We start from the raw sequence: 14,731 nt of genomic DNA, 5'->3' as shown, positions 1-14,731 counted from the left end.
CAGCTTTACGAGACGCCGGTCACTGCACAACAAGTTGTGTCTTGGCCTGACAGAATGCCCAGAACGACAGGTCGACGGTCCTGTTCCCTGGTCAATTTGCCCAGACACGGCCGCGGCCGTCGTGCTTGGCGTGGTACAGGCTGCGGTCCGCGTCGGTCAGCAAGGCGGGCAGCTCACGGCGGCTGCCGTGGTGCACCCCGATGCTCACCGACACCTTCAGGCCGGGCGCCAGGTCGTCCCACGGATGCGACCGGACCGCGTCGAGGATCTGCTGCGCCCGCGCCGCCGGGATGTCGGTGTACACGTCGGCCAGGATCACCACGAACTCGTCGCCGCCCAGCCGGGCCGCCAGGTCGATCGGGCGCACATGCAGCGCCAGGATCTGCCCGAGCCGGGCCAGCACCAGGTCACCGACGTCATGGCCGAACCCGTCGTTGACCGCCTTGAAATGGTCGACGTCGATCATCATGACCGCGTAGTCCTGCTCGCCGGTCTTCTCGCCCAGCCCCGACAGGTACGCCTGGTAGCCGCGGCGGTTCGCCAGGCCGGTCAGGTCGTCCACCACCAGATCGCGGCGCAGCTGTTCGTGGTCACGGCGGCGGCGCTCCACGGCGATGGCGTCGCGCATGCCGGACATCCGGTCCAGGCGGTCGTTCCAGCGCAGCACGGCCAGCTCGTCGCCGTACCGTATCGCCTCGGGGTTGGTCCCCGGTTTTCTGGCGGCGATGCACAGGCGCAGCAGTTTCGTGCCGGTCGGCACCGGAATCCCGACATCGTCGCCGGCCTGCACGGCCAGACGGGCCGCAGTCTCGGCGTCACCCGCGCGGGCCGCCGTGATCGCCCCGCCCAGCGCGGCCACCAGGCCCTCGGCCGGAACCGGGACGTCACCGGCGATCGTCGCCAGCAGATGCCGCATGCCGTGCACCTCGCCCACCCAGCCGGGCGGCCATTCCGGATCGGTCGGGTCACCGACGGCCAGGACGGTACGCGCCCGGACCGCCGCCTCGTCCCACTGACCGATCGCCGCGAGACAGCTCGCCCAGTCCAGAGCCAGGTCGAACGAGTTGATCGACACCACCCGCGCCTGCCGCCGGATCGTCTCCGCCCAGCGCGGCTGCGGCGGTGTCAACGTCTGCTCGGTGAGCTGGTAATACTCCTGCGCGAGCTCCCAGAACCCCAGCTCGTGGGCGACACAGGCGACCTCGATCAGCGCGTTGGCCCGGTGCAGCACCAGCCCGGTGCCGTCCGCCTCGTCCAGCAGCACCACCGCCTCGACCAGCAGTGCGGCCGCCGACTCCCCGGTCGTCGCGAGCCGGCGGCGGCTCGCGCAGCGCAGCGCCTTGAGCGCGATCGACAGCGCCAGCAGATCCGGATCGCCGAGCAGCAGGGCCGTGTCGAGCATCGCGTTCACGTGCTCGGTGTCGTCGACCCCGTCCTCCAGGCAGGCCAGCGACCGGGCCATGTGCAGCAGTAGCCGCACGTCCTCCCAGCCGTACGCCCGCGCCTCGCGCTCGGCCCGCTCCACCGCCTCGGCGTCGTTGTCGCCCTGGGCCGCCTCGATGAGCCGGTAGACGTGCTCGATCGCCGCCTCGTGTCCGGCACTCATCGGGTCGCGGTCAGGCACCCTGTCCTCACGTTCCGCCGCGAGCGGCGATCGCTTTCCGCCGCCGTCACCATACCGGTCACTGATCGTCGAAGTACGCGAACCGGCCTCGGCGTCGCTACCCGGCAGCCCTCGGCATGGTTGCCCGGTCGCCCTCGACATCGATGGTCGCCTGATGGAACCTTTCCGCGGAGTGATGCCTTTCGGAAGGGTGACGACGGATCGGACCGAACGGAGCGGGGATGACGGAACGTCTCAGACAGCTACTGGACGACGCGGTCGGCGGGCTCGAACCGCTGGACCGGGACCCGGTCGGATCCGTCCTGCGCCGTGGGCGGGCGGCCCGGCGGAGAGCCACGACGGCCGGCTTGGCGGTGGCGGTGCTGGCCGTCGGAGCGATCACCGCCGGTGGGCTGATCCGGAACGAACCCGCCCCGCAGCCGGCCGAACCGCAGCGGACCGCCGACCCCAGCAACCCCACACCCCTGACCATCGACGGGAAGGTCGTCGCGGGCGCCCTGAAGATCCCGGTGCCCCCGAAGTGGCAGGCCCTGACCACCGAGAAGGCCGCGTCGTGCATCCCACGGACGTGGCAGGCCCTCGTCATGCTCGTCCCGGGTCGCGGCGACGACTGCCGGTCCCAGCAGATCCTGGTGTACGGATCAGGCGAACGCAGTGTCGACCGGAGTGGTCGGCGGCGCCAGGACGCCGACGGTGTCGTCAGCATGGTGACCGACCCCCCGGTGGCGATCACCCTGCCCGGCGGCGAACCGGCCTGGCTCGCGGCCGACTTCGACAACATCTACCTGAAGCCGGGGATCCCCACCGCCCGCAACCTGATGGTGATGCCGTGGTCGCGCGTCACCGTTCACTGGTTGATGGACGGCCCGGCACAGCGTGCGATGGTGTCGACGATCCGGACCACACCGACCGAGGCCGGTGTCCTCCGGCTGCCCGACACCGCCGCCAACGCCTACTGGTCCGGCCCGGACGGGCACGGCGATCTCGACGACAGTGCCGCCATCAGCCGGCTGATCCAGAGCCTGCGCGCCCAGACCGACGTGGTGGCGAACGCGGACGCCTGCGCCAACGAGTCACAACGAACCGCCGAGATCACGTTCCTGCCCACCGCCGCCCCGTTGACGCAGTTCCACTCCCCGGCCGACCCGACCGTGTTCCGGGTGGTGATCTCGCTCGGCGGCGGCTGCCAGGAGGCGGTCTCCTCACACGGCGGACGCGTCCGGCTCAGCGACGAGACCGTCACCTCGATCAAGGCGATCTTCGGGCTCGGTGCCAAGTGAACGAGAACGAGTTCGCCGCGTTCGTGGGCGCCCGCTACCCGGCCCTCGTCCGCTACGGCACGCTGCTCACCGGTGACCGCGGGCACGGCGAAGACCTCACCCAGGAAGCCCTGGTCAAAACCCATCGCGCCTGGCGGCGGCTGCATCCGCACGGCGACCCCGAGGCCTACACAAGGCAGATCATGGTACGGGCGGCGTGGCGCGCCGGACGCCGGTTGTGGCGGCGCGAGCTGCCCGCGGCCGCGCCCCCGGACCGGGCCGTCGACGGAGATGCGTTCGACCTTCGCGACACCGCGGAAGTGGTGCTGGCCGCGCTGCGTGAACTGCCGGCCGGGCAGCGGATCGTGCTCGTGCTGCGCTACTGGGCGGGCCTGTCCGAGCAGGAGATCGCCGGCCAGCTCGGCTGCTCCACCGGAACCGTCAAGAGCCGGGCCAGCCGGGCGCTCGCCACCCTGCGCCGGACGGGCGGGCCACTCACCGACGCTTTCGCCCACGCCGTGTCCTGAGGTGTGGGCGTCACCCCGATCGTTGCCCGGCACGGGGGTGCGGGCAAGATCGTGGGCATGTCGTCGCAGAGCGTGCCGCCGGTACTCGCCGAGGTGACCGGCGGGCTCGGCCGGCTCACCCTCAACCGGCCGGCGGCGATCAACGCGCTCACCGCCGAAATGGTCGGGATCCTCCGGCGTACGCTCGCGGACTGGTCGGAAACGGACCGGGTCCGGGCCGTGCTGATCGACGGCGCCGGACCGCGCGGCCTGTGCGCCGGAGGCGACCTGCGGGCCATGCACGCCGACGCCGTCTCCGGAGGCACCGGCTCGCTGGACTTCTGGGCCGACGAGTACCGCCTCAACGCCGAGATCGCCGGGTATCCGAAACCGGTCGTGGCGTTCATGGACGGGCTGGTGATGGGCGGAGGCATCGGCGTCTCCGCCCACGCCTCGCTGCGGGTCGTCACCGAACGATCCCGCCTGGCGATGCCCGAAGTGGGCATCGGTTTCCACCCGGACGTCGGCGGCTCCTGGCTGCTGTCCCGTGCCCCGGGCGAGATCGGCACGCATCTGGCTCTGACCGGAGGCACGATCGGCGCGGCCGACGCCATCCTCGCCGGTCTCGCCGACGTCTTCGTCCCGTCCGCCCACCTCCCCGCCCTGGCAGCAGCCCTCCAGACAGCCGACGCCGCCGGCACCGTCGCGTCGTTCGCCGCTGCGCCACCGCCGGGCGACTTCCCCGGCTCCCGGACCTGGATCGACGAGTGCTACCCGGGCGACGATGTGGCCGCGATCATCGACCGCCTGGCCGCTTCCGCCGCGCCGGGCGCACAGGCCGCGGCCAAGGAGATCGCCACCAAGTCACCGACGTCGCTGGTCGTGACCCTGCGCTCGATCCGGTCAGCAGCAGGTCTCGCAAACCTTCGTGAGGCGCTCGACCGGGAGTACCGCCTGTCGGCGATGCTGCTGCGCCTGCCCGACCTGGCCGAGGGCATCCGAGCCCAGATCATCGACAAGGACCGGCGCCCCCGATGGCAGCCACCCACTCTCGCCGAGGTCGCCCCCACACCCCAGCCGTAGCCCAGCACGGCAATCGGGCCAGCGAAAGCACCGTGAACGACGGCTCACCCGACCAGCCGTCGCCCAGCACGGCAAACCAGCCCCCGAAACCACCGTGAACAACGGCTCACCCAACCAGCCGTCGCCCAGCACGGCAAACACCGCCGTGAACGACGGCTCACCCGACCAGCCGTCGCCCAGCACGGCAAACCACCCCCCGAAACCACCGTGAACAACGGCTCACCCAGCCAGCCGTCGCCCAGCACGGGAATTCGGGTGCCGAAAGCGTTGTGGGCGACGGCTGGCGGTCTGGGCTGTGCGGCGGATGGCGGTCGGCTGGAACGGTTGATTGTTGGCACATCAGGGCGGGAACTAAATCGGTCGGGCCGACGACCACCTGGTAGCCCGCGCCTAGGGTGAACCGACTGCCGCCGCGTGCTCGTATCTGAACGCGGGACCACGACAGCGAGAGGACGCCCGTATGGCCGACGCCGATCTGACCGCGTATGCGTTCGCCGCCGGCCGCGGCGACCGGGACGCGGCGGCCGACCTGATCAGGGCCACCCAGTTCGAGGTGGCCAGGTTCCTGCGGACGCTGTCCGGTGAGTCCGACGTCGACGACCTGGTGCAGGACACCTTCCTGCGCGCGCTGCGGTCGCTGCCCGACTTCCAGGGTCGTTCCTCGGTTCGGACGTGGCTGTTCGCCATCGCCCGCCGGGTCGCCGCCGACCAGATCCGGCACATCAGCCGCCGGCCTCGAATCGCGACCGTCACCGACTGGGTGACCAGCGCCGACGCCGCCGAGCCGGACGGCCGCCCCCGCTTCGAGGAGGAGCACGCCCTGACTTCGCTGCTGGCCGGGCTCCCCGACGACCGGCGGGAGGCGTTCGTCGCCACGCAGGTGCTGGGCCTGTCCTACGCGGAGGCCGCGGAAGTCTGCGACTGCCCGGTCGGCACGATCCGCTCACGGGTGGCCCGCGCCCGCGAAGACCTGGTCACCGCCCTGGCCCACGGCGCCTCAACACAGCGCGCGACTCCGTCCGCGATCTGACCACCGCGTAGTGCCACCGCCAGCCATCGTCACCACCAGCGCCGACCGGGCGAAACGCGGCCTCCCCACCGCACACTCGCGCGGTGCGAGGCACGAATCGTGGCTCCGCCGCACACTCGCGCGGTGCGAGGCACGAATCGTTGGCTCCGCCGCACACTCGCGCGGTGCGAGGCACGAATCGTGGCTCCGCCGCACACTCGCGTAGTGCGAGGCACGAATCGTGACTCCGCCGCGCGCCCAGGTAGCCGCCTGAACCACGGTCAGCTCGTCACGTCGGTCAGGTCGCGCAGGATCTCCGACGCGGTGACCGGATCGAGCACACCGAGTGGCAGCTTCCGGGCATCGGTGACGTTCCACGAGCCGGTGCCGCCGTCGTGCAGGTAGACCGCGACCAGGCTCTGCTTGGCGTGGAACCCGACCGTCCCGACGATCCCCGGATCGAGGTGGATGGTGACGACCTGCCCCGGCCCGGCCGGCCGGTCGAACCCGGCCTGAACCCCGGCGCTGATCGGCTCGTGCCGGGTCCATCCGCGCCGGTCCAGGGTCAGTACCTTGGTGGTCGGCACGGTGACGCCTTCGAACCGAGCCAGCCGCCAGGTCGCCCGCTCCGCCTCGGTCAACTCGAAAACAGGACGCCCGACCTGCGGGAACGGCTGGAGGATCTCGTAGTCGGCGAACACCTCGGCCCACCGGGCGGCGTCGGCGCCGAGTTGCAGCGGATGCGCGACACCCACCACATCGTCGTCAGCGAGCCCGGCCGGTTCGTCGTCGGGGCCGGCGAAGCTACGGTCCTCGGCGATCCGCAGCGCGCCCACCACGGCCCCGCTCCCGTCGAAGCGGGCCCAGACCAGCCGGCGCCCGATGTGCCACATCAGTGGGTGCTCGACGAACAGCCGCCGGAAGTCGGCGCCGCTCCACCGGCGCCCGGCGATCATCGCCTGCTCCAGCCGCCGGACCTGCTCGGCCGCGATCTTCCGGACCGCCCGTTTCAGGCCGGTGAACCGCTGATAGGCCGCCTCACCCAGCTCAGCGTCATCCCGCGCGCCGGGTTTCGGGAGATCCTTGAGCCGTTTACCGTCCGCGCCGGTGACGAACGGCCGCAACTGCTCGTCGAACCCGACCGTGAACTGCCGTGAGCCGTAGTCGAGTCGCAGGCTCCCGTCCGGGTCCAGCCCGAAATCCGGCACGAGCCGGTCGGCCAGCTCCTCCGAGGTGAGCCCCAGCCCCTCCGCGACCTGCTCGATCCGCGCCGCGGCGGCCTTGCGCAGTGGTGTCGACTTGGCCCGCTGGGAGATCCGGTGCAGGTGCATCAGCGCCCCGTCGGTGCCGATGCCGGCCAGCACGGACACCCCCGCGATCGCCCGTGCGTGCAGGCCCTCCGTGGGCCACGCCATGATCAGCGGGGCGATCCGGTCGGCGATCTCGTCACTGCCGGTCAGGGCGACCGCGTCGAGCACCCACCCGTCCTTGCCGGGACCGCCGGCGGTCTGCCACTGATGGAACAGCGCCCACCCGAACTCGGCGAGCTCGGCCGGCTCGATGGCCTCCCGGGCCGGCGCGAGCCCCGCATACGGCTCGTCGGACCGGGAGATCATCAGCATCTGGACCAGGTGGGTGACCGCCTCGGCGGGCAGCGCCCCGGCGCCGGCACGCAGCCGCACCGGCGGCAGGACCCCAGGCGCCGCCCACACCGGCGGCGTCGGCATCCGGCCCGGGAGCGCCAGCAGCGGATCGGCGGTGAACAGCGCCTCCACCCCCGCGGCGGCGGCCGGCCCGAACTCGGTGGCGGCCTGCCGGATCAGCGCGGTGTGACCGTGGTCGTGCAGGAGGAGCAGCGCACGCCCGGCCTGCCGCCGGGCCGCCCCGGCTTTGCCCAGCGCGGCCGGGAGGAGGGCGCGGGCGGCCGGGGCGGGATGCCGCAGCAGCCACTGCTGGGCGAGGCCGCGCACCGACTTGAGCCGGGCCGACCAATCGGCCATCAGCACCGCCACCTCGGGTGACGTGAACGGCATCAGCAGTGGGGCGTAGTCGGCGGGCGCGGTGCGGGCGAGGGTCAGCAGCGCGGGCAGCGCGTCGATCTCGAGACGGGCCGCGGCGAACCGGAGCCAGGCCGGTGTGTCCCATTCGGCGCGGGGCTGCCACCTGGCGATGGTCTCGCGGGCGAGCTCCTCCGGTCCGCGGCAGAACAGCTTGCCGGGCTCGTCCCATCGGCGGCGCCGGCCGGCGCTGAGCGCACGCTCGGCCATGGCCGCCCAGTCGGTGCTCGCGGCCACGTGGTAGCCGTCGTGCCGCACCCAATCCTCCCGCTCGCCCGGAAGCCAGCCGACTGCGGGCGCGTCGGAGCAGGTCAGGCCGGCGACGACGGATGGTTTCGGAGCCTTCTTACGGCTCTGCCACGGCGGGTCGGCGAGCACCGGCGGGATCGCCGACGGCGGTGCGGTCACCACCGTGGCCAACGAGTCCACGATGGCCCGCACCCGGTCGGCGGCGGCCGGGCTCAGCTGCGGGATCACCTCGGCGACGAGGTCGATGTGCTGGACGACGTGGACGCGCAGCAGGTCGGCGGCGTCGTTTTCGGCGAGGATCCGCAGGGCCCGGCCGGGGAACCGCCCGGCGGCCTCCAGCAGGGCGGCCGTGGCGGTCCGTGAATCGGCGGCCCGGGTAAGGAGCCAGGTCATCGCGTCGTCACGCGGGATGGCGGCCACCACGGAGAAGAGCCACCGCTCGGTGCCGGCGCCGGAGAACTGGGCGATCCGCTGGTCTAGCCAGTAGAACAGGGTGGTCACGGCGGCCGGGCCGGCCCCGTCGAGAAGGGTGAAGACCAGGCTCCGGCCGACGTGGGTGGACCACGGCTCGGGGATCTCGGCCAGCCGCCGGGCCTGTGCCGGATCGCTGGTCGCGTAGAGCAGCATGCGCGCCCGGCGGGAGTCGCGGACGGCGAGGGCGTCGGCGACGTCGGCATCGACCCAGTCGGGCCGGGGCGCCAGCACCGAACAGGCGGCCCGCGCGGCCGGCAGACCCGCCCGGTGCGGTGTCAGCGCGGCGACGACCTGCTCGAACTCGTCATCCGGCGCCGCCGCGAGCGCGGCCCGGACCCGCAGCAGCACGGACAGCGCCGCCGACGTCGACCCCTGCTCCTCGCCCGGCCGCAGGAACCGGACCCCCAGGTCGGACGACGGGTAACGCTGCTGGCCGGGCCCGGCGTTGTCGTCGATGAGCAGCAGCGACGTCATCTCGACGGCGGCGCGGGCGGCGAAGAGCAGCCCCTGCTCACCGATCCACAGGTCGGCGAACATGGCCGGGCCCACGCCGTCGAGCGCGCGGCCGCTGGATCGGATGACGGCGACGGCGGCGGCCCCGACCGGCGTGGCCTGACCGGCCAGCCACTGCTCGGCGGCGGCCCGCACATCGGCGGGAGTGGAGGGGGCGGCGAGCACCTCGGCCACCCCGCCCGGCCGCGAGGGACGAAGCAGCCGATCGGTCTTGGAACGCGCCCGCGGGTCGGCCGTGAACGGCCGCGCACCGGCGCCGCCACGACGCGGATGAACGTGCTCCAGCCAGGCATCCGGCAGGACGAAAGCAGCCCCCGTGAGTTCCATGCCGCGCAACCTATCTCCCGGGTACGACATTCCTCGGGGGTGGATCGGAGCACGGAACCGCCGAAAAACCCGACGAAAACCGCATAGCGTTTTTCGACGTGCAGATTCTTCGCCGCCTTGCGGCGGTCGTCACAGGTGCGGTGGTCGTCGTCTCGATGTCCGGGGCGGCGTCAAGGCATGTCCAGCAGTACGCCGACCCGGCGCTCACCCTGAACGCGGAGCCGGTCAGCGCGAACCGGGCCACGTTCCACGCCGACGAGGGCGACCGCCTGTCGGTGGTCCTGCGCCGGGGCACGCTCTCCGAGGAGAACATGCTCAAGGTGACCATCCGTACCCCGGACGGCGACCCGGTCAACGATCCGGACACCTCCGCCGCCGACCTGCTCACGACCCACGTCAACGCCTGGACCAGCGGCACGTTCACGGTCGAGGTGGCCGCGCCGTCCGGTGGCACCGGCACGCTTCAGCTGGTCGGCACCACCCGGCTGACCACCACGATCAACGGGCCGGCGGCCGTCCTCCCGGTCAAGAGGATCGGTGAGCGCGTCTTCGTCACCTTTCCGGCGGTCGCCGGGAAACGGTTCACCGTGGTCGGGCAGGGCAACCCGGAGATGAAGGAGATCAAGGACGAGCTGCGTCTCTCCGTCAACGAGCCGGGCGGCCGCGAACTGGGCCTGCTCTACCAGCCCGGCTACGACTCGGGTCCGGCCGCGTTGGACTTCGTCGCCCCGGCGACCGGCACCTACTCCCTGGAGGTGATCCCCCGGGAGGACACCGTCGGCACGATGACCGTGCACGTGACGGCGCCGGCCGAACCTAAGCCGGTCACCGTGAACGGCCCGGACCAGGCGCTGACGTTCAGCCGCCCCGGGGAGGAGCTCGCCGTCGCCTTCCCGGCCACCGAGGGGCAGCGGTTGTTCGTGGTGGCCCGTGGCACGGGCCTGAAGAACACCGGATTCGTGCAGCTCACCGCGGAGGGACCGGACGGCCGGGCGCTCGGCAGCGCCGCCGAGGAGACGCCCGACCTGACCATCCTCGACTTCGGCGTGCACCGGACCGGCCGGCATCTGCTACGGCTGAACGCCGCCCCGCTCACGAGCGGGAAGGTGGACCTGTCCGTCTTCGAGGCCGCCACCGCGACCGCGAAGATCGGTGGCCCCGCCGTCGAGGTCGACATCGACCGGCCCGGCCGTCCCGGTTTCGTCACCGTCCCGGCCGAGGCCGGCCAGCACCTCACCGCGGTGATCAACACCAAGAGCATCTCCTCCCAGGTGGGCCTCACGGACGTCACGGTCCGTTCGCCGCACGGCACCGAGCTGGGGTACGGGTCACTCGGCGCCGGAACTCACCGCGAGTACGGGGACGCCCCGTTCACCACCCGGGTGGCCGGCCCGCACACCGTCGAGATCAGGCCGTCCGGACTGGCCACCGGCCGGTTCACGGTTCAGATCGCCGGGTCGTCGACGATCAGCGCGAAGGTGGACGGCCCAGCGGTGACCGCCGAGGCGCCGGCGCCGGGTGGACGGGCCTTCGTCCGTTTCGACGTGACCGCCGGCCAGTGGCTCGACGTGGTCGTGCAACCCATTGACGAGTCTGGGTTCGGCCCCTCGGTCCGGTTGCTCGCCCCGGACGACGTGGACGGCGACGGCACGAAGGCCTCGGTGTACGCCGGGAACGGGGAGACCATCACGTTCAGCCCGCCCGCCTCCGGCACGTACCAGCTGGAGGTGGACCCTGATGAGGATCGGGGCGGCTCGGTGACCGTACAGATCAAGAGGCATTAGGTTTTGACGTGTGACGATCCAACTGTGTGTGCTGCTGTGGGCCCGGCCGGGCGAGGCCGACGCGATGGCCGACTACGAGGACACCGTGCTCGCGCTGCTCGCCGACCATGACGGCCGGCTCCGGCAGCGGGCCCGCACCCGGCCCGGTGGCCCGGACGGCGCCCCGGACGAGACCCAGCTGATCGAATTCGGCAGCCAGGCCGGCTACGACGGTTTCCTGGCCGATCCGCGCCGGACCGCCCTGGCCGCCACCCGGGACGCCGTGATCGCCCGCACCGACCTGTACCCGGTGACCATGCTCTGAGTAAGCCACGCTTCCGAGGTACACGGCCGGTGGGGCTCCGGGCCGTAGCATCGGGCGGGTGGTGCGGTTTGAGGTTCTGGGGCCGGTCCGGGTGTGTGCCGGTGACGACGAGTTCGCCCTGCCGCCCAAGCCGCGGGCGCTGCTCGCCGTCCTGCTCGCGGCCCGGGGCCGGCCGGTCACCGTGGAACGGCTGCTCGGCGAGCTCTGGCCGGACGGCGCGCCGTCCACCGCGAGCGCGACCCTGCAGATGCACGTGTCAGCGTTGCGCAAGGTGGTCGGTGATCGGATTCGGACCGCGCCCGGTGGTTATCAGCTCGATCTGGACGGGGCCGGTTTCGACGCCACCGAGTTCGAGGATCGCGCCGATCTCGGGCTGTGGCGCGGGGACGCCTACGAGGGCGTGGCCGCGGGGCCGTCGGTGGCGGCGGACGCGGCCCGGCTGACCGAGAAACGGCTCACGGCCCGGCTCCGCTGGGCGCAGGAGGCCCTCGACCAGGGACGGCATGTCGCGGCGGCGACCGAGCTGGCCGGATGGGCGGCCGAGCAGCCGACCGACGAGAGCCTGGCCCGGCTGCTCATGCTGGCCCTGTACCGGTCGGGTCGGGCCGGGGAGGCGTTGAGCGCGTTCGGCCGTACCACGAAGGCTCTCGAAGATCTGGAGACCCGGCCGGGTGGTGAGCTGGCGGCGCTCGCGGCCGCGGTGCGGCGGCAGGATCCGACGCTGGACCGGCCGGTTCCGGGGCTGCCGGCGCAGCGAAACAGGTTCATCGGGCGGCGGGCCGAACTCGATCGGCTTCTCGGCCTGCTCGGCGAAGCACGGTTGCTCACCGTGGTCGGTCCGGGCGGCGCCGGGAAGACCCGGATCAGCCTGGAGGTCGCCCGGGAGGTGGGCGGCGAATACGGCGCGGTGCACGTCGTCGAGCTGGCCGAACACCGCGACGGGCCGCTCGCGGTTCGGGTCGCGGCCGCCGCCGGCATCCGTGAGGAACCCGGAATCCCCGTCCTGGACACGGTGATCGCCCAGCTCAGCGGGCGGATACTGGGCCCGGCGCCGGACCACGAACCGGATCCCGCGGCCGAAAACGTGCTGATGATCCTGGACAACTGCGAGCACGTCCGGGCGGAGGCCGCCGACCTCGCGCACACCCTGCTGGCGGCATGTCCCGGCCTGCGGATGGTGGCGACCAGCCGCGAGCAACTGGGCCTGCCGGGCGAAGTGATCTTCACACTCGGCGGCCTCACCACCCCGTCACCGGGCATGACCGATCCGCAGTCCGACGCGGTACGGCTGCTCGCCGACCGGGTCGCGGCCGCGCGCGGCGGCGCCGGGCTGACCCCGGCCGAGCTGGAGGTCGCCGCCGAGCTGGTCCGGCGGCTGGACGGCCTGCCGCTGGCGATCGAACTGGCCGCCGCCCGCCTGCGGGCCCTGCCGCTGGGCGAGATCATGTCCCGGCTGGACCGGCGGCTCGACCTGCTCAAGGGCACCTCCCCGGTGGCCCGGCACCAGACCATGCGGGCGGCCATCGACTGGGGCTACGACCTGCTCGACCTGCCCCAGCAGGACCTGTTGCGCCGGCTCGGGGTGTTCGCCGGCGGTTTCGACCTGGCCGCGGCCGAGGCCGTCCACGGCGACGACCCACTCGACCCGCTGACCCAGCTCGTCGACAGGTCGATGGTCGAGTGGCGCGACGGGCGGTACCGGCTGATCGAGACGATCCGGGCGTACGCACGGGAACGCCTGACCGGCGACGAGCGCGTGGACTCGTACCAGAGGCTCGTCGATCTCTGGGTGGAACGCCTCGCGACGCCGCCGCCGTCGGACGGACCGCAACACACCGCCTGGCTGAGCGGCATCGCCGCCGATCACGACACGATCGTGGCGGCGATCGGCTGGTCGTTGCGCGACGGCGTGCCGGAACGCGGCCTGACCATCGCGTCGGGCATGTGGTGGTACTGGTGGATCGCCGGCCGCATGATCGAGGGCCGCGAGTGGCTGGGCCGGGCTCTCGACGCGGCGCCGACGGCGGCGCCGGCACTGCGCGGACGGGCGCTGCGGGCCGCGGCCGCGCTGGCCCGCAACTCCGGTGATCTCGACCAGGCGCGCACGCTGGGTGAGCAGTGTCTGGCCACGTTCCGTGCGGCCGACGACCGGATCGGTGTCCTTGCCGCCCTCAACAACCTGCTGATCACCGCGCAGGCCCAGGAGGACTATCCAGCTTCGCTGGAGTTCGGGCAGGAGGCGATCCGGGCCGCCGAGGAGGCCGGCAACGCGCCTATGCTGGCCGCCGCCTCGAACAACACCGCTGGGACTCTGCGCTGCATGGGCCGCCTGGACGAGGCCGAACCGCTGTTCGCCAAGGCCCTCGACGGCTTCCGGGCGCTCGGCGACAGGCGTGGTGAGGCGGCCGCGCTGACGAACCTGTCGACCACCGACAGGCGACGCGGACGGCACGCCCCGGCACGGACGGCGATGCTCTCCGCGCTGGCGATCTACACCGATCTGGGCATCACCGAGGGTCAGCTCGACGCCGTCGAAGGTCTCGCACAGTTGGACATCGCCGCCGGCGACGCGGCCGGCGGCCTGCGCCTGCTGGCCCTCGCCGAACGCGAGCGAGCCGCCCTCGGCGCCCCCAGCTTCACCCCCGACGAGATCGCCGACAAGGAGTCGGCCGAGGCCACTGCAAGATCATCATTGGGTACGGCCGAACGCGCCGCCATCTACCGGGAGGCGGACGCCCTGACTCTTTCGGATGTAGTGAACGCCCTGCTCAGGTGAGCCTTTGGGGTTTCTTTGGCGGGTCGGCGGATCGTTCTCGGCAACGGCAACCGCCGCACCTCTTCCCACAGGAGAAACCCATGAAGCACCGCCTCGTCGCCCTGACCGCCGTCCTCGCCGTCGCGTTCACCGGCGGATGTGGCGTGCTCGGCAACGCCGCCGCCGGCGCGTCCGACATCGCTTCCAACAGCACCCCGGGCAGCCGGAACAGCAAGGCCACCCCCGAGGGGAAGACCGCCGAGCCCACGCCGGAGGGGAAGACCGCCGAGCCGACCCCGTCCGCGAAGAAGAAGCACAGCACCGACATCCCGGACCCGTGCACGCTGCTGGACGAGACCGAGGTCGTCGACCTGACGCACCGGGAGATCACCCAGATCGACGAGGACGGTGGCGCCGCCGGCGACCCGACCCGTTTCTGCCAGTGGCAGCAGTCCGGCGGCCAGCTCGCCGTCTTCCTGAGCCACACCACGCCCGAGGACTTCCAGATCACGATCGACGAGGCCGTGTGGGTCGACGGGGTCGGCGACGACGCCTACGCCCACTCCGGTCACCTGTACGTCAGGTCCGGCACGGTCCAGATCGACGTCTACTCGCGTGGCGCCTCGGACGCGAAGAACCTGGCCGACGCCAAGGCGGTGGCGGAGACCCTGATCCCGCGGATCTGAGCACCGATCCGAGAACCAGGGGCCGGATCAGCCGAACAGACAGGTTTCGGCTGATCCGGCCCGCGGGCCGTGGCCCGGATGGTCCCCTGGAACGTCAACCG

General features: G+C 72.3%; 10 protein-coding genes. 8 read left to right on the top strand and 2 right to left on the bottom strand.

Annotation, left to right across the window (positions count from 1 at the left end; translation table 11 throughout):
* Positions 1 to 91: 91 nt before the first annotated feature.
* Complete coding sequence (locus AB0E94_RS19760) at positions 92 to 1,606, bottom strand: GGDEF domain-containing protein (RefSeq protein WP_360328143.1); 1,515 nt, start codon at positions 1,604 to 1,606, stop codon at positions 92 to 94.
* A gap of 239 nt (positions 1,607 to 1,845) precedes the next feature.
* On the opposite strand from AB0E94_RS19760, the gene AB0E94_RS19755 reads away from it, so the two are divergent.
* The 4 genes from AB0E94_RS19755 to AB0E94_RS19740 all read left to right on the top strand — a co-directional run bounded on the left by AB0E94_RS19755 (position 1,846) and on the right by AB0E94_RS19740 (position 5,502).
* A complete protein-coding gene (locus AB0E94_RS19755) occupies positions 1,846 to 2,904 on the top strand; it encodes a hypothetical protein (protein WP_360328141.1) in 1,059 nt (352 codons plus the stop codon).
* The gene (locus AB0E94_RS19750; RefSeq protein ID WP_360328139.1) at positions 2,901 to 3,410 is read left to right on the top strand and encodes a SigE family RNA polymerase sigma factor; all 510 of its coding nucleotides are present in this window, start codon (positions 2,901 to 2,903) and stop codon (positions 3,408 to 3,410) included. The genes AB0E94_RS19755 and AB0E94_RS19750 overlap by 4 nt, the downstream gene beginning before the upstream one ends.
* 57 nt (positions 3,411 to 3,467) lie before the next feature.
* Positions 3,468 to 4,472: an enoyl-CoA hydratase/isomerase family protein gene (locus AB0E94_RS19745; RefSeq protein WP_360328137.1), complete on the top strand. Its 1,005-nt coding sequence runs from the start codon at positions 3,468 to 3,470 to the stop codon at positions 4,470 to 4,472.
* A 460-nt stretch (positions 4,473 to 4,932) separates the two neighbouring features.
* Positions 4,933 to 5,502, top strand: coding sequence for a sigma-70 family RNA polymerase sigma factor (locus tag AB0E94_RS19740; RefSeq protein WP_360328135.1), 570 nt, complete (start codon positions 4,933 to 4,935; stop codon positions 5,500 to 5,502).
* Positions 5,503 to 5,762: 260 nt separating this feature from the next.
* On the opposite strand, the gene AB0E94_RS19735 is transcribed toward AB0E94_RS19740, so the two are convergent.
* Entirely contained in the window at positions 5,763 to 9,101 is a 3,339-nt protein-coding gene (locus AB0E94_RS19735) for a DUF4132 domain-containing protein (protein WP_360328133.1), read from the bottom strand.
* 98 nt (positions 9,102 to 9,199) lie between these two features.
* Between AB0E94_RS19735 and AB0E94_RS19730 the strand changes: the two genes are divergently transcribed.
* The 4 genes from AB0E94_RS19730 to AB0E94_RS19715 all read left to right on the top strand — a co-directional run bounded on the left by AB0E94_RS19730 (position 9,200) and on the right by AB0E94_RS19715 (position 14,630).
* Positions 9,200 to 10,885, top strand: coding sequence for a PPC domain-containing protein (locus tag AB0E94_RS19730; protein ID WP_360328131.1), 1,686 nt, complete (start codon positions 9,200 to 9,202; stop codon positions 10,883 to 10,885).
* Positions 10,886 to 10,895: 10 nt separating this feature from the next.
* Positions 10,896 to 11,189 (top strand): hypothetical protein, encoded by a 294-nt coding sequence (locus AB0E94_RS19725; RefSeq protein ID WP_360328128.1) that lies wholly within the window; start codon positions 10,896 to 10,898, stop codon positions 11,187 to 11,189.
* Positions 11,190 to 11,247: 58 nt separating this feature from the next.
* Entirely contained in the window at positions 11,248 to 13,965 is a 2,718-nt protein-coding gene (locus tag AB0E94_RS19720) for a BTAD domain-containing putative transcriptional regulator (RefSeq protein ID WP_360328125.1), read from the top strand.
* Between the two features lie 80 nt (positions 13,966 to 14,045).
* Positions 14,046 to 14,630, top strand: coding sequence for a hypothetical protein (locus AB0E94_RS19715; RefSeq protein WP_360328123.1), 585 nt, complete (start codon positions 14,046 to 14,048; stop codon positions 14,628 to 14,630).
* The last annotated feature ends 101 nt before the right edge of the window (positions 14,631 to 14,731 follow it).

Source organism: Actinoplanes sp. NPDC026670, assembly GCF_040638175.1.
GTDB lineage: Bacteria > Actinomycetota > Actinomycetes > Mycobacteriales > Micromonosporaceae > Actinoplanes.
The sequence above is the reverse complement of the archived record's forward strand: the minus strand, read 5'-3'. Positions and strand labels throughout refer to the sequence as shown.